Below are 26,957 nucleotides of genomic sequence, written 5' to 3' on the forward strand. Positions count from 1 at the left end.
CCGAACCGGAGCGGGAGCCACGTCCGCCCGTCAGTCCGTCTGTACGCTTCCACGTTCTGCGAGCATCGAGGCCGCCCGCTCCGCCCAGCCGCCGAAATGGAAGCACCCGACGACGACGAGCGCCATCCAGACGTACGTGAGGCCGATACCGACGTAAGCCCCGACGGCACCGTAGCCGAGGACGACACCGACCACGTAGGTGAACCCCAGCATGAAAAGCAGCATCCCCGACGTGCGGGCGACGAACGGCACGCGGGTTTCGCTGGCGCCCGCGAACGCGCCCTGCAGGACGGAGAACGTCACCAGGAACACCGCCGTCAGGCCGTACACGCGGGCGAAATCGGTTGCTGCAGCGACGGTTGCGATGTCGTCTGTGAACAACGCGACGAGCGGTTCGGCGGCGGCCGCGAGGACGACACCGAACGTGCCGACCGTCAGTACCCCGAGGCCGACGGTCGCCCAACCTTGGAACCGGGCCAACTCGGCGTCGCCTTCGCCGAGCGACTGCCCGACGATGATGCTTGCCCCGACGTTGAACCCGCGTGACAGTGGCCCCGTGACCTGCTGGTAGAGCCGGCGGCCGATATGGAAGCCGGCGTTGACCTCCGTTCCGAAGCCGAGCAGGATGGCGTTCAGCGGGAACTCCGCGAGCGTCGAGACGAGCCCTTCGGCGACCGACGGGGCGCTGACCTGTACCAGCTGCTTCGTGATGACGAGGTCGGTGGGGCGAGCAAGACCGGCATCGGCCCACCCCGTCGCGAGTGCGCCCACGAGCACGAGCGCGGTGAAGACGTTCGCGCCGGCCGTCGCGATGCCGACGCCGACGATGGAGAGCCGCGGCGCGCCGAGCAGGCCGAGGCCGAGGGTGAATGAGCCAGCGATATTGAGGCCATTGGCGACGATATTGACGTACATCGGTGTCCGCGTATCGCCGGTTCCCTGGAGTGCGCGCGCGGCGATGAGCGCGACGTGGCGTGCCGGGGCCGTCACCAGTACGATGGCGAGATACGTGCCGCCGAGTCGAGCGACTTCCGCCGGCGCGCCGAGCAAGGCGATTGCCTCTTCTCCGAGGAGGACGCCGAAGACGGCGAACGGGACGCCGATGAGTGCCCCGAGGACGAGCGCCTGTGAGATCGCCTCGTTGCGGTTGGCGGTCGCGCGGCTGCCCGTATCCTGTGAGGACAGCGCAATCGCGCCGCTGCCCATCCCGAGGCCGACCCAGAGCGGGAAACGAGCATACAGGTCTGCGAGGCCGATCGCGGCGACCGCGACGGGGGAGAACAACGCGGTGACGAGGATGTCGACGGTGCGCATCAGTGTCCGGGTGGTCTGTTCGACCATCACCGGCCACGAAAGCGAGAGGACGCGACGCCATACCGACACGAGCCGCTCACGCATCGGTCGGTGTTCTCCCTGCGCCGATTTGACCCTTCTTGTATCGGCGAGTCGAACAGGGTGTATGGACGCCTTCGTCTACGGCACGCTCCGTGACCCAGCGCGTGCCCGCGAGCTGCTCGGCCACGCCGATTTCGGCCCTGACGTACGGCTGGTCGGCCTCCAGCGAGTCGAAGGGGAGTACCCGACGCTGGCGCCGGGCGGTGAAACCGACGGCCGAGTGCTGCGGCTCACCGGCGACGACCTCGCGGCGCTTGACGCCTACGAAGGGGTCGACCGGGGACTCTACGTCCGCGTCCGGATTCCGGCCGACGACGGCGCCCTCTGGACGTACGTCGGCCGGGACGCCCTCGGCGTGGACATCGAGTGGCCCGGTGACGGCTCCTTCGAAGCGCGCGTCAGGCGATACGTCAAGGGGAACGACGTGCGCGTGGAGCTGTCGTAGCGAACAGGCGGAACATGTAGCTCAGATTCGACAGCCCGTGTTCCGCATCGCGGAAGGGATCCGCTTGCAACCGCCTCGGCGGACTGCCATCGCTTGTCAGGTCACGGGCCGTCTGGACTCGTCTTGATATATAAAACCGAGCAGGCGTCGGAGTCGAAATCAGAACGAGACGTTCGTCTCCATGCCATCGGTCGCTTCCTCGAGGCCGTCGTCCATCACGTCGGCGGTAAGCTGTCCGGTCAGGTCGGCGTCACCGAGAGCGTCTTCGAACTCGCTCCGGAAGCGGTCGCTGACGCGCTGGATTTCCGCTCGGGTTTCGAGCACGCGGCGATAGCGACGCACCGTCGAGGGTGTCACGTCGAGTCGGGTCGCTATCTCGTCGACTGGTTCGTCCGCTTCCAGTTGCGCTTCGAGCTCGTCCAACTCGAACGGCGCGTCCGTATCCGTCTCACGGACGAGATGGAGGTCGAGCCGGGCGTCGAACACCTCGTCCGCCGAGATATCGAGCGTATCGGCAAGCGAAGCATCGCCGCCCCCGTGATAGAACTCCATGACGAGCGTCGTGAGTTCCTCGTCGGATAACGTGGTGGTGAACTCGAAGCGCTCGCGCATGCTGGCGACAACCTCAGCGAGGCGCTCCGGGGAGTCCTCCCGCTCGGCCAGCGAGCCACGGGCTTCGGCCTGCTGTTCCGTGACGGTCTCTTCGTCGGTCACGTCGACGAAGATATCCCTGAGAGCCTCGGTTCGTTCGTCCATGTGGACATCGTAGTACCACCCCTATGCATATATATCTGTACTCGCTGTGCCGGCAAGCGACACAATCAAGGCGGTTGATGCGGACTGGCGCCCATGAGCAGTACCTCGACAGCCGACGTCGACCTCGTCGGTGAGGAGATGGCACTGAACGTCGCACGAACGGCGCTTTTCGCAGCGCTCATGGGCGCGTTCGCGTACGTGTCCTTCCCGTATCCCCTCTCCCCGGCCCCGATTACGCTACAGGTGCTCGGGGTCTTCCTCGCCGGATTGATGCTCGGCCCGGTGTGGGGCGGCGCGGCGATGGTGTTGTACCTCCTCGCGGGCGCGCTCGGTGCCCCCGTCTTCTCGATGGGTACCGCTGGTATCGGTGAATTGCTTGGCCCGACCGGTGGATACCTGTTTTCGTACCCGATTGCGGCGGCTCTCGCCGGCGTCATCGCCCACGGCGGACTCGGGATGCGGCCGCTGGCTGATGCGTCCACCACCCGACTCGTCGGCGCGATGTCCGCGGCCGTCCTCGTCATCTACGGACTCGGCGTGCCGTTCCTCTGGTACAACCTCGACATGACGCTCCGAACCGCGGTCGTCACCGGCGCGGTCGTGTTCGTTCCCGCGGAAGCGGTGAAGATGGCGGCTGCGATCGGCATCATCCGGAGTGACGCGATTCGCGCCGAATGATAACCGTCCGCGACCTCGTCCACCGATACGGCGAGACAGCCGCCCTCGACGGCGTTTCGCTCACGCTCGACGACGGCGAGTTCGTCATCATCGCGGGCGCTAACGGCTCCGGCAAGACCACGCTCGTCCGGCATTTCAACGGCCTCCTCGCGCCGGACGAGGGCGAGATTCTGGTCGACGGCCGCTCGGTCGCGGCGAACCCGGTCGCGGCTCGAACGACTGTTGGCATGGTGTTTCAACACCCACGGGACTGTTTCGTCGCCGCGACAGTCGGCGCCGACGTCGCATTCGGCCCGGAGAACCTCGGGCTTCCACGCGCCGAAATCGACGACCGAGTCTCGACGGCGCTCGAGGCGGTCGATATGGCGGGCCGACGCGAGGATCGAATCGATACCCTCTCCGGCGGCGAACAGGCACGGGTCGCAATCGCGGGCGCGCTCGCGATGGAACCCGACCACCTCGTGCTCGACGAACCGTTCGCCGGCCTCGATTGGCCCGCCAGAAACGCGGTGCTCGAACACCTCGATGACCTGTCGGCGAACGGAACGGGTATCATCGTCGTCACGCACGACCTCCGAGACGTCCTTGAGCGTGCCGACCGCGTTATCGCGCTCGTCGACGGCCGAATCGCCATCGATGACGCACCATCAGCCGTCGGTGACCGCCTCGCTGCGGTCGACGTTCGGCCGTGCTGACGTACGAGCCGGGGTCGTCGCCGGCCCATCGTCTCGACCCGCGGTCGAAACTCGCTGTCCAGTTGGCGTTCGCGGTGGCCGCCTTCGCTTACACGACGCCGCGGGGGCTGGCCGTCCTGACCGTGTTTACGCTGGGTGTCCTCGCAGTGGCAAAGACGGTGCCACAGCGCGTCCTCTGGGAGTACCGCTTCGTCTTCCCGTTCCTGCTTGCGGCGCCCATACTCGACGGCGTTACGTGGGGGGCGCCGTGGTTCGTCATCGAGGACGCGATTGCGCCGCTTCTGGCTGGCTGGCGCGTCCTGCTCGTGTTGCTCGTGGCGGCCGCCTACGTCAGAACGACGCCGGTGCGGGAGTCTCGGGCGGCTGTCCAGCGGCTCATCCCGGGCAACCCCGGGCAGTTCCTCGGGATGGGAGTCGCGTTCGTCTTTCGGCTGCTGCCCGTCCTGCTGTCCGATATTGCCCGGATTCGGGACGTGCACAAGGCACGACTGGGAACCGAACGGTCGGTTTCCGACCGGATGCAGTTTCTCACGATTGCGGCGTTCAACCGAGCGTTCGACCGTGCAGACCGCTTCGCGCTCGCGTTGCAGGCCCGGTGTTTCTCGTGGAACCCGACGCTTCCGGCGTTGCGCCTCTCGCGGCTCGACGCGGTAGCGTTCGTCGTCGCCGCGGCACTCCTTGGGGCTGCCCTGATTTCGGCCGTTTAATCGGCCGACCCGACGCGAATATTTGCTGTCCAGCGACCGTCTCGCGACTTTGTGTAACAAAACTTAAGCGGATACGCTACCCCGTCTTTCCGTATGCTACCGGCACTTCCGCTACAGGCAGGGAGTGAGGCCACTCGCGAGACGTTCTGGCTCATCGGGCCAGTCCAGAAGGTGGTCTTCTACTTCCTGGCGACCCTGACGATTCTCGTCACCGCTATCGGCATCTATCAGCGCTTCGCGCGCTACGCCGACGGCACCGACGACTGGTTCGACCGTCTCGATGACCTCCCGAACCGCGTCGTCAGCGCGGCCAAGGTCGTCGCCTCGAACGAGAAACAGTTCAACCGCGACCTGGTCGGCGGCCTGATGCACGCGTTCATCCTCTGGGGCTTCCTGACGCTGCTCATCGCGACAACCATCCTGTTCATCGACATGGACATCTACCGGATCGCGACGGGCGATTCCTTCTGGGTCGGTGACTTCTATCTCTCCTACCAGCTGGTCACCGACGCACTCGGCCTCCTGTTCATCATCGGGCTCGGCGTCGCGCTGTGGCGGCGCTACGTCACCCGCAACGACCGTCTGTGGGGCAAACACACGAACTGGGAGGACGCCTTCCTCGTGTGGTCGCTGTTCCTCATCGGCATCGGCGGCTTCCTGCTTGAGGGACTCCGCATCCTCGGCACCGGCACCGGCGAGTCCGTCAGTTTCGCCGGGACAGCGGTCGCGCTCGGCCTCGGAGGTATCGGCATGGACGCCTCGATGGCCCAGGCCGTCTACCCGCTTGCCTGGTGGTCACACACCCTGCTCGCGTTCGTCTTCATTGCCTCGATCCCGTACGCCAAGCCGTTCCACATGGTTTCGTCGTTCGCCAACATCGTCGCCCGCGACGAGAAGGCCGGCGCACGCCTTCCGGGCGTTCCCTCCGACCTCGATGCGACGAACGCCGAATCCATCGACGACTTCTCCTGGAAAGAGATGCTCGACCAGGACGCCTGTACGAAATGCGGCCGGTGTTCCTCGGTCTGTCCCGCGAACGCCTCCGGTCGCCCGCTCGACCCGCGTGACGTCATCCTCGACCTCAAGGAGTACCGCGAATCACTCGACGCCGGCGGTGAAACGAAGGATATCATCGCCGACGGTGGCGTTATCGACACGAAGACGATGGAGTCCTGTATGGCCTGTATGGCCTGCATGGACGCCTGCCCGGTCGAAATCGAGCACCTGAAATCCTTCACCCGGCTCAACCGCCAGCTCGCAGACCAAGGCGACATCCGCCCGACGATTCAGGACGTCTTCCAGAACGTCATGTCGAAAGGCAACACGTTCGGCGATTCGCCGAGCGACCGCGGCACCTGGACGGAGGAACTCGACTTCGAGGTTGCCGACGCCCGCGAGGAAAGCGTCGACTACCTCTGGTACGTCGGCGACTACCCGAGCTACGACGAGCGGAACAAGAAGGTCGCCCGCTCGCTGGCGAAGATCTTCGAACACGCCGACGTTGATGTCGGCATCCTCTATGAGGACGAAGTGTACGACGGCAACGACATCCGGCGCATCGGTGAGGAGTTCCTCTTCGTCGAGCAGGCCGGCACCCTCGTCGACACCTTCGAGGAGTGCGACTACGAGAAGATCGTCTGTACCGACCCCCACTCGTACAACACGTTCAAAAACGAGTATCCGGAGGTCGACTTCGAGGAGTTCGCCGACGACCCCATGATGGAGTTCGCCATCGAGGGCTACTGGAACGCCGACGGCGACGTCGAGGTGTACCACTGGACGCAGGCCGTCGAGGAACTGGTCGACGACGGCGCACTCGGCCTGTCCGGCACCGAACTCGACTACACGGTCACCTACCACGACCCCTGCCATCTGGGTCGGTTCAACGACGAGTACGAGGCGCCGCGTGAACTCGTCAGCGCGACGGGCTGTGACCTCCACGAGATGCCGCGCAACCGCGAGAACTCCTTCTGTTGCGGTGGCGGTGGTGGCGGCCTCTGGATGGACATCGAAGAGGAGACCAAGCCGAGCGAGGAGCGGCTTCGGGAGGCGCTCGAAGACACCGACGCCGGCAGCGCGATCGAGAAGTTCGTCGTCGCCTGTCCGATGTGCATGACGATGTACGAGGACGGCCGCAAGACCGGCGGCTTCGAGGAGAACATCGAAATCGTCGATATCGCCGAACTCATCGTCGAGGCGCTGGAAGCCAACGGCGCGACCATCTCGGCCACCGCCGAATCCGGCTCGGACGCCGCGCCCGCCGACGACTGACCGCGCTGCGTTCTTACGGCCGACCTTTTATTTGCGAAAACGAATCCAGACTCCCCCGTGCAGACATTCAGTGACCTCGCGACGGCGGCGTACTGTCCGCGAAAGCTCTACTACCGCCGACGGCAGGACGACTACGACGTTTCGGATGACGCCGAAGCCGTCCGAGCCCTTACTGCGCGCTACGAGGAACTACTCGATTCGTCGACGCCGCTTGCCGAGGAGCCCATTGCCGTCACGCCGACGCAGTATCGCTCGAACCTCGGCAGCGCGAAGGCACGCCTCGATTGCTGGTCGGCGCTCGTCGACCCACCGGAACGGAACGTCTTGCTGGAGGGGAAGGACTGCCGCGGAATCGCCCACAAACGCCTCGACGACCCGCTCGTTCCGACCGTCGTCTCGGCTGGCGAGCCACCAGAACAGGGCGTCTGGGAACCACAGGCGGTTCGCGCGACGGCAGCCGCGAAGGCCCTCGCCTGGGAGCACGAGACGCCCATCGAGCGCGCGTTCGTGGAGTATCCGGCATACGGCTTGATTCGAGAGGTGCGGCTCACAACGCGTCGAAAGGCGACGTATCGGCAGGCGCTCCGGACGGCCGAATCGATAGACGGGCCGCCGCCACGCCTCCGGAACGATTCGCGGTGTGCGCCCTGCGAGTATCGGGCCGAATGCGGGGTGAAAACGGCGTCGCTGCGCTCGCGGCTACCGTTCTGATACTGCCGGCTGTAATTCCGCACCGACCGTTCTCGAGATATTCGGATTGCGTGGGACTGGAACGCGGAGTCTCGGACGGTATCGCTTCAGATAGTTACAGCCGGCAGTATGAGCGGTCGGCAAGCCACGCCTCGATATCCGCCGCGCGTGCGCCGCGGCGAACGAGTTCGTTGTCCGAGACGTTGACGACGGTGCTCTCCGTGCCGGGCGTTTCGCCACCGTCGATGACGACCGCCTGCTCGCGGATGTCGGGGTCGATGTCCTCGACGTGGCGGGCGCTCGGCTGGCCGCTCCGGTTCGCGCTCGTGGCGGTTATCGGCCCGGTTCGCCGCGCGAGGTCGCGCGCGAGGTCGTGGTCGGGGACGCGAATCCCGACGCGGTCGCGTCCAGCCACGAGCACGTCGGGTACGCGGTCGTTCCGCTCTAAGAGGACGGTCACGGGCCCGGGGAGGAACCGCTCACAGAAGGCCCGCTCGCGGTCCGTAATGTGCGTGTAATCGGCCGCGACCGCCACGTCCGGGACGGCCATCGAGATGGGCTTGTTCCGCGGGCGCTGTTTCGCCTCGAAGACGCGCTCTATCGCTTCGGCGTCGAGCGCGTCCGCTGCCAGCCCGTACACCGTCTCGGTCGGGTAGACGACGAGGTCGCCACGGCGAATCGCTGCGACGGCCGCGGTGAGGGGCTCCTCGTCGGTCACAGGTCGTCGATAGCGTTCTCGATGTCGTCGTACGGCGGGAACTCCGGCCAGTCGGTGGCGACCCAGCCCGAATGGATGACGCGGTCTTGGTCGATGACGAAGACCGCCGGCCGAGGCTCGGAGATGCCGTTCATCCCGTCGAGTTCGTGGTCGATGCCGTACCTCTTGGCGACGCCGTTCTGCGGGTCGGAGAACAGTCGGAACTGCTCGACGTCCCACTCCTCGAGGAATCGGGAGTGTTCGTACGGCGTCGAGATGGAGAGGCCGACGATGTCGGCGTCGTACTCGTCCCAGCCGCGGTCGCGGATCTCCTGCCACATGTACGTGGCCGGGAAGTCGCCGTCCATCGGATGGAAGACGAGCACGACGGGCCCGTCATCGGCGAGCTCCGAGAGTGAAGCGTCCTCCCAGTACTCGTCGGTGACGAGCGGGCGGGTGAAATCCGGCGCTTTCTCGCCGATTTCGGGGTGGTCGGCCGACCCGAGCTCGACGACATCGAATCCGAGTTTCATTCGCCATCACCCGCGGCGCTCGCGGTGATGTGCTGTGGGTCGACTTCGCGCTCGCCGTACGTCTTCTCGAGGTATTTGACGATGTTCGCGCTCTCGCTCATCGTGACGCCGGTGCGTTCGTCGACGATTGCCGGAGCGGTTCGAGCGCCGGTGAGTCGCTTCACGATATCCCGCCGGGAGTGGCGGGCCTCGACGAACCGCGATTTGTAGTCGAGATCGAGGTCGTTCAGGACACGGACGACGCGCTCACAGAACGGGCACGCCTGTAATCGATACAGGGTAATCTGCGGTTCCGTCATGGAATGTCGTACGGGCGGTCATCGCCTAAGAGTGTCGCCTGTTGGTACCCGTGATACACGAGGTCAGGCGTCGCCTTCATGACAAGCCTTAATCCGGGTGACGGAGAAAACCGCACGTCCAAATGGGCTCTCTCGCGTGGTCTCTCGTCTTCATCGGGCTACAGGCTGCACCTGACCCGAACGAACTCCCGGTTAGCGACGTAACTATCGCCGCACTCGGAAGCGCCGCCGTCTTGGTGTTGCTCGCGCTGTCGGCGTTCTTCTCCTCGTCGGAGATCGCAATGTTCTCGTTGCCGCCCCACCGCGTCGACGCGCTCGTCTCCGACCGGCTTCCGGGTGCGGAGACGCTGAAAGACCTCAAAGACGACCCCCACCGACTGCTCGTCACCATCCTCGTGGGCAACAACATCGTCAACATCGCGATGTCATCCATCGCGACGGGGTTGCTCGCGCTGTACTTCCGGCAGTCGATTGCGGTCTTCATCGCCACGTTCGGCATCACGGCGCTCGTGTTGCTGTTCGGCGAGAGCGCGCCGAAATCCTACGCGGTCGAGAACACCGAATCGTGGGCGCTCCAAATCGCCAAGCCCCTGAAATTCGCCGAGTACATCCTGCTGCCGCTTATCGTCACGTTCGATTACCTGACCCGACAGGTCAACCGACTCACCGGCGGCCAATCGTCCATCGAATCGACGTACGTCACCCGCGAAGAGATACGCGACATCATCGAGACGGGCGAACGCGCCGGCGTGTTGGAGGAAGACGAACGCGAGATGCTCCAGCGTATCTTCCGGTTTACCAACACCATCGCAAAGGAGATCATGACCCCGCGGCTCGACATGGACGCCGTCTCGAAGGACGCCTCGGTCGAGGAGGCCATCCAGGCCTGCGTGCAGTCCAGCCACACGCGGCTGCCGGTGTACGACGGCAGTCTCGACAACATCCTCGGTATCGTCCACATCTCCGACCTCGTTCGCGACTACAACTACGGCGAGAACGACGTCGAACTCGAAGACCTCATCGAGGAGACCCTGCACGTCCCCGAATCGAAGAACGTCGACGAACTGCTCGCGGAGATGCGCGAAAGCCGTATGCACATGGTCGTCGTCGTCGACGAGTTCGGGACGACTGAGGGACTCGTCACGATGGAGGACATCACCGAAGAGATCGTCGGCGAGATCCTCCAGACGGGTGAAGAAGAGCCAATCGAATTCCTCGACGACCGAGAGGCCGTCGTCAAAGGCGAGGTCAACATCGACGAGGTCAACGAGGCGCTCGACATCGATATCCCGGAGGGTGAGGAGTTTGAGACGCTCGCGGGCTTCATCTTCAACCGCGCCGGCCGACTCGTCGAGGAGGGCGAGACAATCGAGTACGACGGCATCGAAATCTACGTCGAGCGCGTCGAGAACACACGCATCATGAAGGCCCGCATCGTTCGTACGGAGGAGTACGAGGCGCCGCCGGCGACCGAACGCACGGACGAGGAGTGACTGTCACGCGAGGGTCGTTACGACGGTGTAGAGGCCGAAACTGAGGACGCTCGCGCTGACGAGCGACCCGACCCAGGCGAGGACGGTATAGCCCATCTTCCCGCCGCTGACACCACCCGACCCAGCGGAGGCGCCGGCGCCGATGACCGCCGAGACGATGATCTCGTTGAATGAGATGGGCACGCCGAGCAGGATGGCGACCTGCGCGATGATGAACGAGGGGATGAGCGCGGCGATAGAGCGGCGCGGGCCGAGCGAGGAGTAATCCTGCGAGATGGCCTTAATCATCCGTGGGGCGGCCGTCCACGAGCCCAGGAGGAGGCCGAGGCCCCCACCGAAGAGGAGCGCGACGAGTGGGATAGAGATGCTCGACGTGTCGAAAAGCGGCAATAACGGGCCGAGTGCGAGTCCGACCTGGCTGCCACCCGCCGAGAAGGCAACGAGTGCGCCGAGCACGAGCAGGAAGTGTCGCTGGCCGCCGGCCTCGTCTTTGCGCATGTCGGCAGCGAGCGCGGCGGCGGCGACAGCCGCGACGAGCAGCGTGACTGCCACCTCGATGGGAAAGCTGTCTGCAACCGTCGCGGCGAGCGTGCTCGCCTCGCCCGGTGGCCCGAGGAGGACGAACTCGATGTTGGCGAGGATGGCGCCGACGACGCCAGCCAGCGCCGGTATCACGGCGAGTTCGGGCACCGACTCGTGTCGGAGGAGTTTCGCGGTGCCGTAGGCGACGCTGCCGCCGACGAACGGCGTCAGCATCCACACCGTGAGAATCTGTGTGTACTTCGGCCACGCGGGGGCGCCGCCCATCGCCAGGCCGGCGCCGACAACCGCGCCGGTGACGGTGAACGCCGTCGCGATTGGGTAGCCGGTGAAGATGCCGATGGCGACGAGGCCGGCAGCGATAGAGAGTGCGACGATTGCAGCGCCGGGCGAGAGCGTCGTTCCGACGACGAGTTCCCGGCCGACCGCTTCGGTCACGTTCGCACCCTGAAGGGTCGCGCCAAGCAGTCCAAGAATACCGACAAAAAAGCCCGCCCGCATCACGGAGATTGCGTTGGCACCGACCGCTGGCGCGAACGGGGTCGACCCCGAAGAGCCCGCGCCGATGGCCCACGCCATGAAGAGACTCGCGCCGCCGGCAGCCAGGAAGGTCAGGGCTGTAACCGCATCCATTGCCCAGCGGTACACCGTCCGGCCGTATAAATTCCCACAGGACGCACCCGCCGACGCGAAAGCCGTTTATCGTCTGCGTTCGGAGTGGCCGTGTGTCCGACGACGCGTATCTGACGCTCGCCGACCGCGCTCGGCCCCGGTTTACAGTTCAGGGCTCTGAGTTCATCGGCCACGCCGCGCCCGCGGAGAGCGTCGACGCAGCCGAGGCCTTCATCGAGGAAATCGAGGCCGAGTACGCGGATGCGACCCACAACGTCCCCGCCTATCGCGTCCGGGCAGACCCGTTCCGGGAGTATTCTTCGGACGACGGCGAACCCTCCGGCAGCGCGGGCAAGCCGATGCTCTCGGTGTTGCAGGGCCGCGAGCTTGAGAACGCCGTCGTCGTAGTGACGCGCTACTACGGCGGGACGAACCTCGGCGTCGGCGGCCTCGTGCGGGCGTACTCACAGGCGACGAAGGACGCCCTCAACGCCGCCGAGGTCATCGAGGAGCGCCCCCACGAGCAGTTTATCGCCACGGTCGAGTACGACGATTCGGGAACGCTCCGCGGGATTCTCGAAAGCGAGGCCGTCGAGTTCGACGCCGACTATGGGGAACGCGTTGCCTTCGACGTTCGCGTCCCGGTTGCGGAGACGGCGGCGATCCGCGACCGGCTCCGCAGTGCGACGAGTGGCCGCGTCGATATCGATGCCGGCGACCGTCAGCCGAACGTCTGACGCTTCGATAGGAACGAAACCCAAAGAGGGCGGCGACCTCCACGTGAAGCGAGGGGGTACAACGCGGTTCGGCTGGAAATAGTAGCGTGGTTCCGTCGTTCGTATCTCGACGTGAAACGGTGGATCGAGGCCTTCAGGTGCCGAACGCGCGGTCGCCGGCGTCTCCGACCCCAGGAACGATGTAGCCGTCCGCATCGAGCCGTTCGTCGATGCTGACCGTCAGCACGTCCGCGGCGGGGAACGATTCGTTGACGCGGACGAGGCCCGGCGGGGCGCTCACCGCGGAGAGGACGACGAGCCGTTCGGGCGCCCCTTTCTCCATGACCTCTTCCAAGACGGCGACCATCGTGCTCCCGGTCGCGAGCATCGGGTCGGCGACGATGACGGTGTCGTCCTCGTTGATGTCGGGCAGTTTCACGTAGTCGACGGTAATGGGGAACTCGCCGTCTTCGTCCATACCGGCTTCCTCGTCGCGGCCGGCGGAGATGACACCCTGTCGGGCGTGTGGGAACGCCTCGACGAGTCCCTCGACGAACGGTGTCGCCGCCCGGAGGACGTTGACGATGACGACGTTGTCGAGTCCTTTCACCATCTCGCCGGTCGTCTCGGCCAGCGGCGTCGTGATGGAGACGTACTCGGTTTCCATCATCCCGTCGATGATCTCGAACCCACAGAGGCGTCCGAGGTCGATGAGGCCGTTGCGGAACGCCACCTGGTCGGTTTCGTCCGACCGGAGTTCCGAGAGGGTGTGCTTGGCCAGTGCGTGCGTGATGACGTGGGCGTCATCACGATCCTCGATTGGCATACGGATACGCCGGGGGCCGCGGGCTTAAAAGCAGTTGTCGAAAGCGTGGCGCGAACGAAGTGAGCGCCACGGGGAGACGAGCGGCGAGTGAAGCGAGCCGCGAGTGGCGTGGCGTGGCGTGTAGTGTGATGAGGAAGTGAGCGCCACGGGGAGACGAGCGGCGAGCGAAGCGAGCCGCGAGTGGCGTGGCGTGGCGTGTAGTGTGATGAGGAAGTGAGCGCCACGGGGAGACGAGCGGCGAGTGAAGCGAGCCGCGAGTGGCGTGGCGTGTAGTGTGATGAGGAAGTGAGCGCCACGGGAAGACGAGCGGCGAGCGAAGCGAGCCGCGAGTGGTGCGTGCGCGGTATAAAAAACGAACATCACGAAACGACGAACGAGCGAGCGACAAGACGTAAGTCTTCGGCGCTCGTACAACTGGCAAATGGAGGTCGAAGAGAGCGTTTCCGGCTTCAAAGTGCGCGGAAGCTGGGGCGACGTCGTCGAGCACGGCGAGCGAATCACGCGCGCGCTTAAAGACCTCGACGAAGAGAACCATTCGGTTCCCGAAGAGCCCCTCGAGGGGTGGGACGAGTGGCGACCGAAGGCCCACGAACGGCTCGGCGAGGACGTCAGCCAGAAGACGGCCGAGCAGGCAAGCGTCGGCGAAGGCGAAGGCGAAAAGGCCGGCAAGGAGCCGGAAGAAGACCTCAAGCAGGCCGGCGAGAAACTCGCAGATTCCTACGAGAGCCTCGAAGAGCCCGGCGAGGCCGTCTCCGAGTGGCGCGAATCAATCAACTACGTCGCTCGCGCGGCCGATTCGGCAACACGGCGGGCCCTCCGGAAGGTCGAGGGTAGCGTCTACAAGAACGTGATGACGCAGGTGTCGCCGTACTACTTCGACAACGAACTCGCCAGCGCGAACCTCAGTCGTGCCGACACCGCCGACTACGTGTTCGAGGTCAACATCAACGACGACGACCTGAAGATTCGCGTGTCGAACAAACTCGCGGACTACGAGACATCGGTCGACCGCTGGCACGTCGACACGCCGAAGGAGACGAGCGTCGCCGAAGCTGTCGAGGGCCATGCACCGCCCGAGCAAGAGGAAGAAACCCACGGCGAATCGGAGCCGACGCAGAACTGAGGCCGTTACTCCAACTCGATTTTTCGGACGAACGGCAGCTCTCGAATCTCGTTTATCAGCTCGCCATCAAGCGGTTCGTCGGTGATGACGTACAGTTTCGGCTCGTCAGTGAACTCGGGGTCTTCGCTGATGGTCTGTCGGATAGAGATGTCGTTGTCGGCGAGGAGGCCGGTCACCGCCGCGACGATGCCGGGCTGGTCGGCGTCGCCGACGCGCACCGTGAGCACGGTCAAATCGAGCACGGGCGCTAAATCCATCAGCGACGGAATCGCGGAGATGTTCTGGAAGATGCGTCGGAGTTCTTCGTCCTCGAGGATGGCGTCGGTCGTCGCATCGACGACCCGTCGGTCGACGTCGATCTCCCGGGCGATTCCGGTGTTCGGAATCTCGATGCCACCGGAGACGACGCGACCCTCGTCGTTGACGGAGAAGCCGCGTTCGAGGAGCAGCCGGATGACAGCCTGCTGACTCGGGCTGTCCTCGAACTTCCGCATGATTTCGTCGAACATATTCGTCCGCTTGTGGGCAGGGGTGTTGTCAGTTACGCCGTAGACGTGCCCCGAAGCGATTGGACGGGCTTTTGCCGCGTGACCGTCCCTCCGGGTATGGAACTCTCCGAGATGTTCGCTCGGATGCCGTACAACACCGTCACGCCGACCATCGACATGTCGAAATCGACGTTACGGACGAGGATGGCACTGATATCGCGACCGCCTATGGGACGTACAAGACGGGCGGTGGCGATGGGCAGACGGCTTGGCGCGGCGAAGAGAGCGCCGAGTAACGACGAGGCTGTCGCTCGCTATCGGCGAGCGCTTGAAAAAGGGAATGCGGATTTTAGAAGTCGTCGCAGACCGGGATGCCGACGGTCTCGTAGTCGTCCATCGACGCGATGACGTCCGGCACGTCATCGAGTGAGACGGTTCGAGAGACGATCTTGCCGGGGTCGATCTTGCCTTGCTCCATCATCGAGAAGATCTCCTCGTACTCGTGGGGGGGCATGCCGTAGGAGCCGATGAACTCCTGTTCGCCCATGACGATGTTGTCGACGGGCAGCGAGACTTCGCCTTCCTCCTCGCTTGTGGTGAGGCCGATCTGGAGGTTCTGGCCGCCCTTCGCGAGCGACTTGACGGAGTTACGGCAGGTCTCGGCGACACCGAGGGCGTCGACGCTGATGTCGACGCCGCGACTGTTCGGCGTTTCGGCTTTGACGGCCTGCGGGACGTCCTGCACATCGCGGACGTCGATGGTCTTGTCGGCGCCGAGCTCCTCTGCTTTCAGGAGTTTGTCCTCGGAGAGGTCGACAGCGATGACGTTCGCGCCGAGGGCGTCAGCGATGTGGACGGCCGAGAGGCCGACACCACCACAGCCGTGGATGGCGATCCAGTCGCCGGCGGTGATGTCGACGCGGTGAACGAGGCCGTGGAACGCCGTTGCGAACCGGCAGCCGAGGCCGGCAACCTCGACGGGGTCGACGTTGTCAGGGAGTTTGACGACGTTGTGGTCGGCGTTGCGTACCGGGAACTCCTCGGCGAAGGCGCCGGGCTGGAAGGAGACGAACCCGAGCGGGATAGACCGCTCACAGATGTTCGCGCGGCCGTCCTTACAGAAGCGGCAGGTGCCGTCGCTGAGGTTGAACGGGACGCAGACGCGGTCGTCGACGCTGAAGTTCTGGACGTCCTCGCCGACCTCCTTGACACGGCCGACTGGCTCGTGGCCGAAAATCAGGCCGGGCGTCGGCATGACGCCGATCCAGTCCCAATCGCCCTGCCAGGCGTGCCAGTCCGACCGACAGATGCCGCAGGCCTCCGTCTCGACGACGATGCCGTCCGCATCGGGCTCAGGTCGGTCGACCGCCTCGACCTCCATCTTCTCTTTCGGTTCCTCGAACACGACGGCTCGCATGGTCTCTGACTCCTGCTCGGTGTCCGTTTTGCTCATGACGCGCGTACACTACTCTCCCACCCCTTTAGTCCTTACTTCGACATATTAATGCGCCTCAATTGGGAGGCCACCGGCTTATGCAATGGGTTACGTCGGCCGACAAGAATAGGCAACATAATCCGGCAATAGCCCATTTCCGGTCGCCATCTCGATTGGCGCGCGTTCACAAAGCCTCAATTGAGCGGCGCCGATGACCGACGGAACGACCCGGGACTGCCCTGCATAGCAGTTAAAGGGCTCCCTATCTAACCGTCGAGTATGAGTGACAACGAGGGGCGAAACGACCTCAGAATGCCCGACGAGGACGAGGTCTTCGCTGTCGTCACGAACATGCTCGGTGCGAACCGAGTGAAAGTGCGCTGTATGGATAGCACCGAGCGCACCGCCCGCATTCCGGGACGGATGCAGAAACGTATCTGGATTCGCGAGGACGACGTCGTGTTGGTCGAGCCGTGGGACTGGCAGGACGAGAAGGCCGACGTGGTATGGCGCTACGAGAAACAAGAGGCCGACCAGCTGCGCGAGGAAGGCCACATCCAGGAGAGCGTCTGACCGCCCCATCGTGTCTCCCGCCCGGCGTGAACGACCGAACCTGTTTTGCCACGCGCCCCGTAACGTGATTTCGTGACCGCGGTCGACGAGTGGGAGACGGCGCTGGAAGACGCTGGTGAACTCACGAGCGGCGCCGTCGACCGTATCATCGCAACCCACGGCGACCGCGGCGTCAAGGCCGTCGAGGCCGTCGGTGAACGGCGAATCAAGGAATACCGCGATTTCACGGTCGTCGTCGGCCACTCCGAGGAACACGTCGTCGAGAACGAGACCTGCGAGTGTGAGGACTCACGCTACAATCTCGACCCCGACGACCCCTCCGAACTCTGCTGGCACGTCATCGCGACGAAGATCGCCCGTCGCATCGACGCGCTCGACTACCACGATATGTGGTACTCAGAAGTGCGGGAATTCCTCTGAGGACTGTTTTCCGGATTCAAAGTACGCCGAGCCGAACCCCGAGGAACAGCGCGAGTCCGGCCAGCCACGTCTGAAAGAGCAGCGTGCCGAGCGCCGACAGCGCGATGAACGTCTTGTCGTCCATCTCCGCGAGCCCGGCGGGGACGGTGAGCATCCCGCGGCTGAAAAGCAGGGCGTTCGAGAGGGGGACGGCCAGCGGCCCCCAGCGGTCGAACCAGCCGTCGAACCGCGCTAGTTGTGGTTCGGAGACGCGGAACCACGTCTGTTCGAGCAGGTACTCCCGACCCGCACGCTTGGCGATGGTGAAGAGCGCGAACTGACCGATGGTGGCGCCAACGACGGCGACGCCGATGACGGTCACGATGCCAACGTAGTCGGTCGCACCGCCGGTCAAAAGCGTGATGGCGGCGGGCACGAGCGCCTCGCTGGGGGCGAAGTACAGCAACATCGCACCCTCCAACACGAGGATGAAAAGCAGGGCGCCGAAGCCGTATGTGCCGATGAGTTCGCGAGTGTACGCCGGGTCGGCGAACACCAGCAGATAGAGGCCGACGGCCGCGCACACGAGCGTCAGCGCGGCGGCCATATGGACGGCTCGTCGCTCGAGGAAGCGACGCAGACGCGAGGAGCCGGACGGGACGCCGAGCGACATTCACCTGTTTTTCAGGGCAGGCGACATATAAGTTCGACCCTTCTTCGGGCGGGAGCGACGCGCCTTTGCCGGACGGGGCCCGAGAAGCGATATGGAACTCACAGACCGTCCCCGACGGCTTCGCACGGACGGCGTCCGCTCGCTGGTCAGTGAGACGGACGTTCGGGCAGCCGACCTCATCGCGCCGGTATTCGTCGACGCGACGACGGATGAACGCGTCCCCATCGAGTCGATGCCGGGGCACGAACGCGTCCCCGTCTCCGAGAGCGCCGCGCGTGTCCGCGAGATCATGGAGACGGGCGTCGAGGCGGTGATGGTATTCGGCATCCCCGAATCGAAAGACGAGCGAGGATCGCAAGCGTGGGCTGAGGACGGCGTCGTCCAGCGTGCTGTCCGCCGTATCACAAACCAGACGGACGCCTACGTCATCACGGACATCTGTCTGTGTGAGTACACCGACCACGGCCACTGCGGCGTTCTCGAAGACGACGCACGGGATGACCCACGGCTGACGGTCGACAACGACGCGACGCTTGAGTTGCTCCAGCAGATTGCCGTCTCTCATGCCGATGCGGGCGCCGACATGGTCGCGCCCTCGAGCATGACCGACGGGATGGTTGGCGCTATCCGCGAGGCGCTGGATGGGGCGGGCTACGAGAACCTCCCGATTACGGCCTATGCCGCGAAGTACGAATCTGCCTTCTACGGGCCGTTCCGGGATGCGGCGGACGGGGCGCCGGCGTTCGGCGACCGCCGCCACTACCAGATGGATCCCGCCAACGCCCGCGAGGCGATGCGAGAGGTGCAACTGGACGTCGAACAGGGCGCGGACGTGTTGATGGTCAAGCCTGCGTTGCCGTATCTCGATATCGTCTCCGAGCTCCGCCGGGAGTTCGACCACCCTATCGCGGCCTACAACGTCAGCGGCGAGTACGCAATGTTGCACGCTGCGGCGGACAACGGCTGGCTCTCCCTGGAAGAGGCAGCCTCCGAATCGCTGCTGTCGATAAAGCGGGCCGGCGCCGACCTGATTCTGACCTACTTCGCTGAGGATATCGCCGAGCGGCTTTAAATATGCCCGCTCCGCGCGCGGCGCTGAACGGGCGCTATACGCCCGCATGGCAACATTTGCGACATACGTACGTTCAGAAATACTCGTTATTTCTCTCCGAACTCTGGACATCAAACGACCTTATACAGATAATATCGTACCCCAGAACCCACGACCGTTCACTTAGGTCGTCTGGAAATTACCAATTCCAACTCAAGGATTTATATAGGGCTATTCCATGAGGTTATTTCGTGAGCTGCAATACAAACATGGCGCAATTCAAAGAAAAGCTGGACGAACTTACAGGATGCGGTCGTAGTGTGGGTGTCGACGCATGATCGAGGCGCTCCCGATGCAGGTCGATCCGAGCGTCGTCGCCGAGGGGGTCAACTGGCTGTGGATCCTCGTGGTGACGTTCCTCATCTTCTTCATGCACGCGGGCTTTGCGATGCTGGAGGCCGGACAGGTGCGCTCGAAGAACGTCGCGAACCAGCTGACGAAGAACATGCTCACCTGGAGTGTGGGCGTCATCGTGTTCTTCCTGCTCGGTGCCGGCGTGTCGAGTCTGGTCGGTGAACTCACCGGCTCGGGCTCCTACGGTGCATTGAGCCAGTTCGGCGCCGGGAACTTCGGCTGGGTCAACTGGCTGTACGGCGCCGTCTTCGCGATGACGATGGCAACCATCGTTTCCGGGGCCGTCGCCGGCCGCGCGAAACTCCGCGCGTACGTGACGTACACGTTCCTCGTCGCCGCAGTCATCTACCCCGTCGTCACCGGCATGGTGTGGGGCGGTGGCTTCGTCGCCGAGCTCGGATTCCACGACTTCGCGGGCGGCATGATCGTCCACGGCGTCGGTGGTATCGCCGGCCTGACGGCCGCCTACATGCTCGGTGCCCGGATGGGTCGGTTCAATGATGACGGCTCCGTCAACGTCATCCCCGGTCACTCGATGACGTTTGCCGTCCTCGGGACGCTCATCCTGGCGTTCGGCTGGTACGGCTTCAACGTCGGTACCTCGGTCAACGTCTTCGCCGTCGAAGGCGGCGAACTCGTGTTGGGTGCCGGCTGGGATATCGTCGGTCGCGTCGCGTTGAACACCACGCTCGGGATGGCGATGGGCGCACTCGGTGCCGGCGCCGTCGCCCTCGCGAAAACGGGCAAAGTCGATACGCTGTACGTTGCGAACGGCATGCTTGCGGGTCTCGTCGGCGTGACCGGCACCGCCGACGTGCTGACGCCGATGGGCGGGCTGATGATCGGCCTGCTGTCCGGTGCACAGCTGCCCATCGTCTTCGAGTTCGTCGAGAAGCGGATGAACATCGACGATGTCTGTGCGGTGTTCCCGGTGCACGGAAGCGCCGGTGCGCTCGGTATCGTCCTGTTCCCGCTGTGGTCGACCGGTGGCTCCGCTATCGGCGGTGGCCTCGTCTCCGGTGGCCTCCTCTCCATCGAAGCGTCGATGTTCGTTCCGCAGATTCTCGGAACGGCCATCATCACGGTGTGGACGGTCGTCGCGACCGCGCTGGTGTGGGGCGTGTTCAAGGCTGTCGGCCAGGCACGCGTCAGCCCCGACCACGAGCTTGAAGGGCTCGACATCTCAGAGCACGGCACCAACACCTACCCCGAATTCGGCGGCGGCTCCGGCGGCCCGGCAGCCACCGACGGTGGCTTCGTCGAGGAAGACGGCATCGTCCGCCCCGACGGCGGCACCACAAACGAGGGCCAGATCAAGATGGTCATGGGCTTCGTTCGCCCCGACAAGCTCTCGGATGTCAAGAAAGGCCTCGCTGAGGTCGGTGCCCCCTCGCTGACGGTGACGAACGTCTCCGGCCGCGGCAGCCAGCCCGCAAAGAAGGGCCAGTGGCGCGGTGAGGAGTACAGCGTCGACCTCCACCAGAAGGTGAAGATCGAATGCGTCGTCGCGGATATCCCCGCAGCGGACGTCGCGGAGGCTATCCAGGGCGCAGCCAAAACCGGCGAGCCCGGCGACGGGAAGGTGTTCATCCTGCCGGTCGAGAACGCCTACCAGATCCGCACGGGCGAGGTTGGAACGAGCGCGGTCTAACGTGACCGCATCGCTCGACAGGCAGCTCGTCGCCGCGCTCTGTCGGGATGGCCGTGCGGACGTGCCGACGCTCGCAGACCGGACTGACGCGGTCGCAACGACGATGCAGAAACGCCTGCGAGCGCTCGAAGACGACGGCGTCATCGAGGGGCATTCGGCCCGGCTGAACTACGGCCAGCTCGGTTACACGACGGCCATCGTTCGGCTCGCGGTCGACCGCGACGTGCTGGACGATGTGACCACTCGACTCCGGGAACGCCCGGAGTTCGTCACCGTCTACCAGACGAGCGGGTCACGACCCGTCTTCGCTGTCGGCAAGTTCGAAACCGAGGCGGCCATCTCGACGTGTCTGCGCGAGCTGCATGCAGACCTCGACGTTCGTACCGTAGACGTCGACGTGGTTCGGTCGGTCGTCCGCGAGGGTGACTCCCCGCTGGTCGACTGACGATTTCTTCTTTTCGACGCGCCGCGTTCCACACAGCTGCACGGTCGTGCGGCTGTCTGCCGTGTATCCGAAGCAAAAGCGTGAATCGACTCGGGGTCAAGCCCCGAGGCGTTCGCGTGGACTCCCGTTCTATGCCTCCGAGGAGGCAGGGGGTACGTACTCCCCACTCACGTTCAGCGTCCCGCGATTCAAGCGCACATCTACGGGTGCGCCTCCGCCACCTGCATTCTGCCGACGACGGAGATACTGCAAACCGATGTTCTTTGCGGCGTTGTAATCCGCGTGATTCTCATACCCACACTGCTGGCATTCGAACGATTCGCCAGACCGATTGTCGTCGTGAGTGAAAGGCTGACGCAGCCAAAATGGACGGGAAAACCAGAACCGGGAGCGTCAGTCGTCCTCGGTGTCGGCCAGCTCCGGCGCGGCGTCGAACGGCGCCGTCGACTCCTCGTCAGTCATCGGTGGCTGCCTCCGCGGGCGGCGCAGCCTCCTCCTCGGCGAAGGGATACCACGCCTGCTTGCCGTCGTAGAGACAGGGGTCGTCGTAGTCCGTCTCTTCGGGCTCGCACAGATCGACGATGGGTTCGGTGCCCGTGCTGTCGACCCACTGGCGGAACGACTGGCCGTCGTCGCGGTGGGCGGCGAACGCCTCGACGAGGTTCTTGATGGCGCCGGGCGCCTCGTCGGCGGGCACGCGCTGCTGTACCCACTCGATGAAGCTCGGCTCCTCGCCGAGGCCGCCGCCGACGCCGATGTCGACGGCCTCGACCATCTCGCCGTCCTTCCGGGCGCGCATTCCCTGCAGGCCGATATCGGCGGTCATCGCCTGTCCGCAGTCGGCGGTACAGCCCGAGAAATGCATGTGGAGATGCTCGACATCGTCGGGCAGATCGACGTTGTCCCGGAGCCAGCGCAACATCCGAGCCATCCGGGCTTTCGTCTCTGTCAGCGCCAGCGAGCAAAACTCCGTGCCGGTACAGGCGATGGCGCCGCGCTGGAAGGGATTCGGCTCGGGTTTGTGCTTCGCCAACAGCGGCTCTTCCAGCAGTTCGTGCACCTTGCTTTTGGGCACGTCGACGATGAGAGGGTTCTGCCGGCGCGTCAGTCGGATCTCACCGGAGCCGTACTCCGTCGCGAGGTCGGCGAGTTCGATGACGTCCTGGGCCGCGAGGCGCCCAACAGCGACCGAGAGGCCGACGTACTGCTTGCCGTCGGCTTGCTCGCCCACGCCGACGTGGTCGGCGCGGCCAGCGTCCGCCGGGAGTCCGGCGTTGTACGTGTACTTCTCGCGGAAATCCTCGCCGGCCGTCTGCAGGGTGCCGACGCGGGCTTCGAGTTCCTCGCGAATCCACTCGACGCCGTGTTCGTCGACGAAGAAGCGCGCACGGTTCTTGTTGCGGTTGGTGCGGTTGCCGTCCTCGAAGTAGAGTTCGACGAACGCGCGGACGACTTGGTAGGCTTCGTCCTCGTCTTCGACGAACACGTCGAGCGGGCGGGCACGCCGGGGCTTTCGGCCACCGAGGCCACCGCCGACGCGGACGTTGAATCCTTTCACGGACTCGCCGTCGACCGTCTTTTCGGCCGGCTCCAGCCCGATGTCGTTGATCGAATCCTGGGCACACCCCTCGTGACACCCCGTCGCCGAGATGTTGAACTTCCGGGGCATGTTCGCCAGGTCGTCGTCGCCGCGCAGTTCCGACTGGAAGCGGTCGAGCAGCGGCTGGGTGTCGACGTACTCTTCGCCTTTGCCGGCCAGCGGGCAGCCGGTGATGTTCCGCATCGTGTCGCCACCCGCAGACCGGGAGGTGACACCGACCGATTCGAGTTTCTCCCAAATCTCGGGAACGTCCTCCAGCTTCAGCCAGTGGAGCTGGATGGATTGGCGGGTCGTCAGGTCGATGTAGCCGTTGCCGAACTCGGGGTTCTCGACGGGGCCGGTGGCGTATTCGCGAGCCACCTCGCCGATGGCGCGGAGCTGTCCCGGCTCCAACACGCCGTTTGCGTTCGTCAGCCGCAGCATGAAGTAGCTCTCCTGGCCGTCGCGCTGGTGGAAGAGCCCCCAGAACTTGAATCGGGAGAACCACGCAGCCTTCTCGTCGTCCGGTATCGAGTCGAACCCCTGCGCTGCGAACTCCAGAATCTTCTCGCGAACCTCGTCGCCGTAACAGCCCTCCTTGTATTCTTCTTTTTTGTGCATTCGCTACACCTTGGGGGACGTAGTTCGTGCTTCATCCAGCAATACGCTGAATTCCTTTTTGAATACGTTGTTCATTACGGCTGGAGGTACTATCTTTTTGAGTATAACAGTACGCCTGGACATCCATTCAGTATGTGTTCTGACTCCCCACCGTCCGTAACGAATAGTGGGGGATATGGAGAATATAAGTTGTATAATATGGGGAAAGAGCGACCGATTACTGAACGAGCGTCCGGCGTTCGAGCATATCGTCGGCCCGCTCGATTTCCTGGGCGGTGTTGCAGTTGCATACTGCACGCGGGCGAGCATCGACAGTCGTGGTTTCGAGCCGACCCAGCGCGTCCACGAGCCGCCGGGAGCCGCAGGCGAGCGTTTGCTCGCAGGCGCGACGCGCCGCATCGATGTGGTACGCTGCGCCGAGCGGCTCCGGCAGTGCCGCGTCGTCGGCCTCGACGAGCGCCGCGTCGGTATCGCCCGCTTCGAGCGCAGCGAGCAGCTCGGTCGCCGTCGCCCGGTCGAAGAAGGGCATATCGCAGGCGACGACGAGCGCCCGTTCGGCGGCGGTCACCCGAAGTGCGGTCGACAGCCCGGCCAGTGGCCCACGGTCGGGAACTGGGTCGACCGCGAACCGTGGAGCGAGGCCACCGAGCACCTCCGCAAGCGCGGGACGCTGGTCGGCTCGACAGCTGACGACGAGTTCCGAACCGGGCAGGTCGGCGACGGCGCGTCGACACATCGGCACGCCGCCGACCTCGACGAGTGCCTTATCGCCCTCGGGATAGCGCTGCGAGCGTCCACCCGCGATGACGACGATTGCCACGTCCAGGTGATCATCACGCTTGTCACCACCCCGAACGGGGCTCATACGCTCGCCTCCGCGAGTGCCTCGCGTTCGGTCTGGGACACTGGCACGACGCGCACCGCACACTGTTTGAAGTTCGGCTCCCCCGAGGGGTCGCGCGCCTTCGTCGTCAGTTCGTTCGTTCGCGGGTGATGTATTGGGAGCCAGGCGATCCCCTCGGGTACGGCCTCGTCGTGCTCGACGACGGCCGGAATCGACCCCCGGCGAGATTCGATATCCACCGGGTCGCCGTCCTCGGCCGGCGCGCTCTCGGGGTGGATGCGCACCGCCACATCTTCGGGGTCGGTCGACCGCGACCTGATTCCGGTGTTGTAGCCATCGTTCTCCCGGGCGGTCGTCAGCGTGAGCGGGTACGACTCCGAGACGGGTTCGGCGACGCCCTCGAAGGTCGCCGTGGAGAACTGCGCGTTCCCGGACGGCGTCGGGAACGACCACTGCTCGGAACCCTCGTCATAGTAGCGGTAGCCACCCTGACTCGCCGCACTCGGTGCCGGCCAGCGGACGGCGTGTTCGGCGTCCAGCCGCTCGTAGCTGATGCCCGAACAGTCGGCCACGGTGCCGCGGGTGAGCGCCGCGAACTCCTCGAAAAGCGCGGCGGGGTCATCCGACGGGAACAGCCCGGGTTCGATGGCGTTGCCGATGGTGGTGATGAGGTCGACGTCCGTGCGGACGCCCGAGGGCGCCTCGGTCACACGGCGAACCCTGGAGATGGTTCGCTCCATGTTCGTCGTCGTGCCCTCGCTTTCACCCCAGGTGGCCGCGGGCAACACCACGTCGGCCAGTTCCGTCGTCTCGGTGTGGAAGGCGTCCTGCACGACGAGGAACGACTCCTCGAGGGCCTCCCGTGCGGCCGTCGCGTCGGGCATCCCCGCTGCGGGGTTCGTCGCGACGGCGTAGATGGCTTCGACATCCGTGCCGACCGAATCGAGGATTCCGACCGGCCCGGGGCCGGGGTCGTCGGGCAACCGTTCGGCGGGCACCTCCCAAGCGCTCGCTACGTCCCTGCGGGCGGCGGGGTCGTCGAAGTCGCGGTGCCCTGGCCAGGTGCCCTTCGAGGAGCAGACGCGCGTCCCCATCGAGTTGGCTTGTCCCGTCAGCGAGAACGGGCCGCTTCCGGGGCCCATGTTGCCCGAGGCGAGACAGAGGTCGACCAGGGCCGCGGACGTGTCGGTGCCTTGGACGTGCTGATTGACGCCCATTCCCCAGTACAGAAGCGTGCGCGCATCGAGGGCGTCACACAGCAGGTCGATTTCATCGAGCGTAACGCCGGCCTCGGCCGCGGCGTCGCCCGCATCGGGTAGTGCCTCCGCGAGCGCGTCGAACCCGTCGGTGTGGGTCTCGATGAACTCACGGTCGACGTCCCCCCGAGCGACCAACCGCGCGAGCACGGCTCGGGCGAGCGCGAGGTCGGTTCCTGGCTCGGGCGCGATGTGGGTGTCGCCGGCGCGGGCAGTTTTCGTCTCGACGGGGTCGACGACGATGAGCTCGCTGCCGCCGTCGCCGTCGTCGTCGTCCGTCGCCGAGGCGTGTATCCACCGGAACATGACGGGGTGGGCGACTGCAGGGTTCGCCCCCCACACGAGATGGGTTTCGGCGTCGGGGATGTCGTCGTAGGTCGGCGGTGGGGCGTCGCTCCCGAACGCGTCGTAGTACGCCGAGACGGCACTGGCCATACACAACGTCGTGTTGGCGTCGTAGTGGCGCGTGCCGACGCCGCCGCGGGCGAGCTTTCCGAGCGCGTACGCGGCCTCGTTGGTCTGTTGGCCACTCCCGAGGACGGCGACGCTGTCGGGGTCGCTTGCTGCCCGTTTTCGGAGTTCGGTGACGGCTTCCCCGAGCGCGATGTCCCACGTCGTCGGCACGAGCTCGCCGTCACGGCGCACCAAGGGACGCGTGAGCCATTCCCCGCCCGGGTCGGTGCTCTCTCGCAGCCCGCGACCGCAGGCCAGCCCCTCGTTGGTCGGGTGTGCTTGATCGCCGCGGGCCACGTCGACACCGACGCCGATGTCGACGCCCTGGTGGACGTGGCCACAGCCGACCGCACATCGCATACAGGTGGTCGGTACCGGATCGGTCACGGCGCCTCACCACGGAGCATTTCAGACGAAAGGCTAGTAGAAAATGAACAGTCGTATTCGACGATCGGGAATCTATGACTGAATCCTGCCTTACACATTGGCTAGGCACATGAATCGTCACTGCAAAACAATACGTGTTGATGAATGGCCAACTCCAGGGGCTGTTGCCGGCTGCTCGTCCGGTTCTTAATGGGATATTACGTCATTAATCA

27 protein-coding genes and 1 pseudogene are annotated in these 26,957 nt (G+C 64.9%); 14 read left to right on the plus strand and 14 right to left on the minus strand.

What is annotated here, in order from left to right; translation table 11 throughout:
• Window positions 1-30 precede the first annotated feature (30 nt).
• Window positions 31-1,398, minus strand: a complete 1,368-nt coding sequence (locus tag ACI8UR_RS00650) for an MATE family efflux transporter (RefSeq protein ID WP_411715147.1) — start codon at window positions 1,396-1,398, stop codon at window positions 31-33.
• Window positions 1,399-1,459: 61 nt separating this feature from the next.
• Here ACI8UR_RS00650 and ACI8UR_RS00655 point away from each other — a divergent pair, with 61 nt between their 5' ends.
• Complete coding sequence (locus ACI8UR_RS00655; protein ID WP_411715146.1) at window positions 1,460-1,840, plus strand: gamma-glutamylcyclotransferase; 381 nt, start codon at window positions 1,460-1,462, stop codon at window positions 1,838-1,840.
• A gap of 159 nt (window positions 1,841-1,999) precedes the next feature.
• Here ACI8UR_RS00655 and ACI8UR_RS00660 read toward each other — a convergent pair whose 3' ends face one another.
• Window positions 2,000-2,596 (minus strand): conditioned medium-induced protein 4, encoded by a 597-nt coding sequence (locus tag ACI8UR_RS00660; RefSeq protein WP_411715145.1) that lies wholly within the window; start codon window positions 2,594-2,596, stop codon window positions 2,000-2,002.
• A gap of 93 nt (window positions 2,597-2,689) precedes the next feature.
• On the opposite strand from ACI8UR_RS00660, the gene ACI8UR_RS00665 reads away from it, so the two are divergent.
• The 5 genes from ACI8UR_RS00665 to ACI8UR_RS00685 all read left to right on the plus strand — a co-directional run bounded on the left by ACI8UR_RS00665 (window position 2,690) and on the right by ACI8UR_RS00685 (window position 7,658).
• On the plus strand, window positions 2,690-3,274 hold the full coding sequence (locus ACI8UR_RS00665) for a biotin transporter BioY (RefSeq protein ID WP_411715144.1): 585 nt from the start codon (window positions 2,690-2,692) through the stop codon (window positions 3,272-3,274).
• Window positions 3,271-3,969 (plus strand): energy-coupling factor ABC transporter ATP-binding protein, encoded by a 699-nt coding sequence (locus ACI8UR_RS00670; protein ID WP_411715143.1) that lies wholly within the window; start codon window positions 3,271-3,273, stop codon window positions 3,967-3,969. The genes ACI8UR_RS00665 and ACI8UR_RS00670 overlap by 4 nt, the downstream gene beginning before the upstream one ends.
• Complete coding sequence (locus ACI8UR_RS00675) at window positions 3,963-4,676, plus strand: energy-coupling factor transporter transmembrane component T family protein (RefSeq protein WP_411715142.1); 714 nt, start codon at window positions 3,963-3,965, stop codon at window positions 4,674-4,676. Before ACI8UR_RS00670 ends, ACI8UR_RS00675 begins: the two co-directional genes overlap by 7 nt.
• A gap of 93 nt (window positions 4,677-4,769) precedes the next feature.
• Window positions 4,770-6,947 carry a (Fe-S)-binding protein gene (locus ACI8UR_RS00680; protein WP_411715141.1) on the plus strand — a complete coding sequence of 726 codons (2,178 nt, stop codon included), beginning with the start codon at window positions 4,770-4,772 and terminating at the stop codon, window positions 6,945-6,947.
• 57 nt (window positions 6,948-7,004) lie between these two features.
• Window positions 7,005-7,658 (plus strand): hypothetical protein, encoded by a 654-nt coding sequence (locus ACI8UR_RS00685; protein WP_411715140.1) that lies wholly within the window; start codon window positions 7,005-7,007, stop codon window positions 7,656-7,658.
• A gap of 94 nt (window positions 7,659-7,752) precedes the next feature.
• Here the strand turns inward: ACI8UR_RS00685 and ACI8UR_RS00690 are convergent, their stop codons facing one another.
• From ACI8UR_RS00690 to ACI8UR_RS00700, 3 genes are read right to left on the minus strand one after another with little or no spacing between them, the layout of a single operon-like run.
• A complete protein-coding gene (locus ACI8UR_RS00690) occupies window positions 7,753-8,355 on the minus strand; it encodes an L-threonylcarbamoyladenylate synthase (protein ID WP_411715139.1) in 603 nt (200 codons plus the stop codon).
• Complete coding sequence (locus tag ACI8UR_RS00695; RefSeq protein WP_411715138.1) at window positions 8,352-8,867, minus strand: redoxin domain-containing protein; 516 nt, start codon at window positions 8,865-8,867, stop codon at window positions 8,352-8,354. The genes ACI8UR_RS00690 and ACI8UR_RS00695 overlap by 4 nt, the downstream gene beginning before the upstream one ends.
• A complete protein-coding gene (locus ACI8UR_RS00700) occupies window positions 8,864-9,166 on the minus strand; it encodes a glutathione S-transferase N-terminal domain-containing protein (RefSeq protein WP_411715137.1) in 303 nt (100 codons plus the stop codon). Before ACI8UR_RS00700 ends, ACI8UR_RS00695 begins: the two co-directional genes overlap by 4 nt.
• Window positions 9,167-9,288: 122 nt before the next feature.
• On the opposite strand from ACI8UR_RS00700, the gene ACI8UR_RS00705 reads away from it, so the two are divergent.
• Window positions 9,289-10,659, plus strand: a complete 1,371-nt coding sequence (locus tag ACI8UR_RS00705) for a hemolysin family protein (RefSeq protein ID WP_411715136.1) — start codon at window positions 9,289-9,291, stop codon at window positions 10,657-10,659.
• A gap of 3 nt (window positions 10,660-10,662) precedes the next feature.
• On the opposite strand, the gene ACI8UR_RS00710 is transcribed toward ACI8UR_RS00705, so the two are convergent.
• Window positions 10,663-11,832, minus strand: coding sequence for an anion permease (locus tag ACI8UR_RS00710; protein WP_411715135.1), 1,170 nt, complete (start codon window positions 11,830-11,832; stop codon window positions 10,663-10,665).
• 92 nt (window positions 11,833-11,924) lie between these two features.
• Here ACI8UR_RS00710 and ACI8UR_RS00715 point away from each other — a divergent pair, with 92 nt between their 5' ends.
• Entirely contained in the window at window positions 11,925-12,548 is a 624-nt protein-coding gene (locus ACI8UR_RS00715; RefSeq protein WP_415087459.1) for an IMPACT family protein, read from the plus strand.
• 133 nt (window positions 12,549-12,681) lie between these two features.
• Here the strand turns inward: ACI8UR_RS00715 and upp are convergent, their stop codons facing one another.
• A complete protein-coding gene (gene upp, locus ACI8UR_RS00720; protein WP_411715133.1) occupies window positions 12,682-13,353 on the minus strand; it encodes a uracil phosphoribosyltransferase in 672 nt (223 codons plus the stop codon).
• Window positions 13,354-13,774: 421 nt separating this feature from the next.
• On the opposite strand from upp, the gene ACI8UR_RS00725 reads away from it, so the two are divergent.
• Complete coding sequence (locus ACI8UR_RS00725) at window positions 13,775-14,476, plus strand: DUF5828 family protein (RefSeq protein WP_411716155.1); 702 nt, start codon at window positions 13,775-13,777, stop codon at window positions 14,474-14,476.
• Window positions 14,477-14,481: 5 nt separating this feature from the next.
• Here ACI8UR_RS00725 and ACI8UR_RS00730 read toward each other — a convergent pair whose 3' ends face one another.
• Together ACI8UR_RS00730 and ACI8UR_RS00735 are read right to left on the minus strand one after the other, a co-directional pair.
• Window positions 14,482-14,985, minus strand: coding sequence for an amino acid-binding protein (locus ACI8UR_RS00730; protein WP_411716156.1), 504 nt, complete (start codon window positions 14,983-14,985; stop codon window positions 14,482-14,484).
• Between the two features lie 328 nt (window positions 14,986-15,313).
• Window positions 15,314-16,381 (minus strand): zinc-dependent alcohol dehydrogenase family protein, encoded by a 1,068-nt coding sequence (locus ACI8UR_RS00735; protein ID WP_411716162.1) that lies wholly within the window; start codon window positions 16,379-16,381, stop codon window positions 15,314-15,316.
• 297 nt (window positions 16,382-16,678) lie between these two features.
• Between ACI8UR_RS00735 and eif1A the strand changes: the two genes are divergently transcribed.
• Both eif1A and ACI8UR_RS00745 read left to right on the plus strand, forming a co-directional pair.
• Complete coding sequence (gene eif1A / locus ACI8UR_RS00740) at window positions 16,679-16,972, plus strand: translation initiation factor eIF-1A (RefSeq protein ID WP_411716157.1); 294 nt, start codon at window positions 16,679-16,681, stop codon at window positions 16,970-16,972.
• Between the two features lie 72 nt (window positions 16,973-17,044).
• Window positions 17,045-17,392 carry a hypothetical protein gene (locus tag ACI8UR_RS00745; protein WP_411716159.1) on the plus strand — a complete coding sequence of 116 codons (348 nt, stop codon included), beginning with the start codon at window positions 17,045-17,047 and terminating at the stop codon, window positions 17,390-17,392.
• A gap of 16 nt (window positions 17,393-17,408) precedes the next feature.
• On the opposite strand, the gene ACI8UR_RS00750 is transcribed toward ACI8UR_RS00745, so the two are convergent.
• Complete coding sequence (locus ACI8UR_RS00750; RefSeq protein ID WP_411716160.1) at window positions 17,409-18,044, minus strand: DedA family protein; 636 nt, start codon at window positions 18,042-18,044, stop codon at window positions 17,409-17,411.
• 91 nt (window positions 18,045-18,135) lie between these two features.
• Between ACI8UR_RS00750 and hemB the strand changes: the two genes are divergently transcribed.
• From hemB to ACI8UR_RS00765, 3 genes are all read left to right on the plus strand, one after another.
• Complete coding sequence (gene hemB / locus ACI8UR_RS00755) at window positions 18,136-19,116, plus strand: porphobilinogen synthase (protein ID WP_415087460.1); 981 nt, start codon at window positions 18,136-18,138, stop codon at window positions 19,114-19,116.
• 313 nt (window positions 19,117-19,429) lie between these two features.
• Entirely contained in the window at window positions 19,430-21,160 is a 1,731-nt protein-coding gene (locus ACI8UR_RS00760) for an ammonium transporter (protein ID WP_411713847.1), read from the plus strand.
• A gap of 1 nt (window position 21,161) precedes the next feature.
• The gene (locus ACI8UR_RS00765; RefSeq protein ID WP_411713846.1) at window positions 21,162-21,605 is read left to right on the plus strand and encodes an Lrp/AsnC family transcriptional regulator; all 444 of its coding nucleotides are present in this window, start codon (window positions 21,162-21,164) and stop codon (window positions 21,603-21,605) included.
• Window positions 21,606-21,734: 129 nt separating this feature from the next.
• Here the strand turns inward: ACI8UR_RS00765 and ACI8UR_RS00770 are convergent.
• The 4 genes and pseudogenes from ACI8UR_RS00770 to nasA all read right to left on the minus strand — a co-directional run.
• Window positions 21,735-21,953, minus strand: a pseudogene (locus ACI8UR_RS00770) (zinc ribbon domain-containing protein); the annotation flags it as partial.
• 106 nt (window positions 21,954-22,059) lie between these two features.
• Window positions 22,060-23,805 carry a nitrite/sulfite reductase gene (locus ACI8UR_RS00775; protein WP_415087461.1) on the minus strand — a complete coding sequence of 582 codons (1,746 nt, stop codon included), beginning with the start codon at window positions 23,803-23,805 and terminating at the stop codon, window positions 22,060-22,062.
• A gap of 217 nt (window positions 23,806-24,022) precedes the next feature.
• A complete protein-coding gene (locus ACI8UR_RS00780) occupies window positions 24,023-24,670 on the minus strand; it encodes a molybdenum cofactor guanylyltransferase (protein WP_411713844.1) in 648 nt (215 codons plus the stop codon).
• Complete coding sequence (gene nasA, locus ACI8UR_RS00785) at window positions 24,667-26,718, minus strand: assimilatory nitrate reductase NasA (protein ID WP_411713843.1); 2,052 nt, start codon at window positions 26,716-26,718, stop codon at window positions 24,667-24,669. The genes ACI8UR_RS00780 and nasA overlap by 4 nt, the downstream gene beginning before the upstream one ends.
• Between the last annotated feature and the right edge of the window lie 239 nt (window positions 26,719-26,957).

This window comes from Natronomonas sp., from assembly GCF_047616845.1.
Taxonomy (GTDB): Archaea; Halobacteriota; Halobacteria; order Halobacteriales; family Haloarculaceae; genus Natronomonas.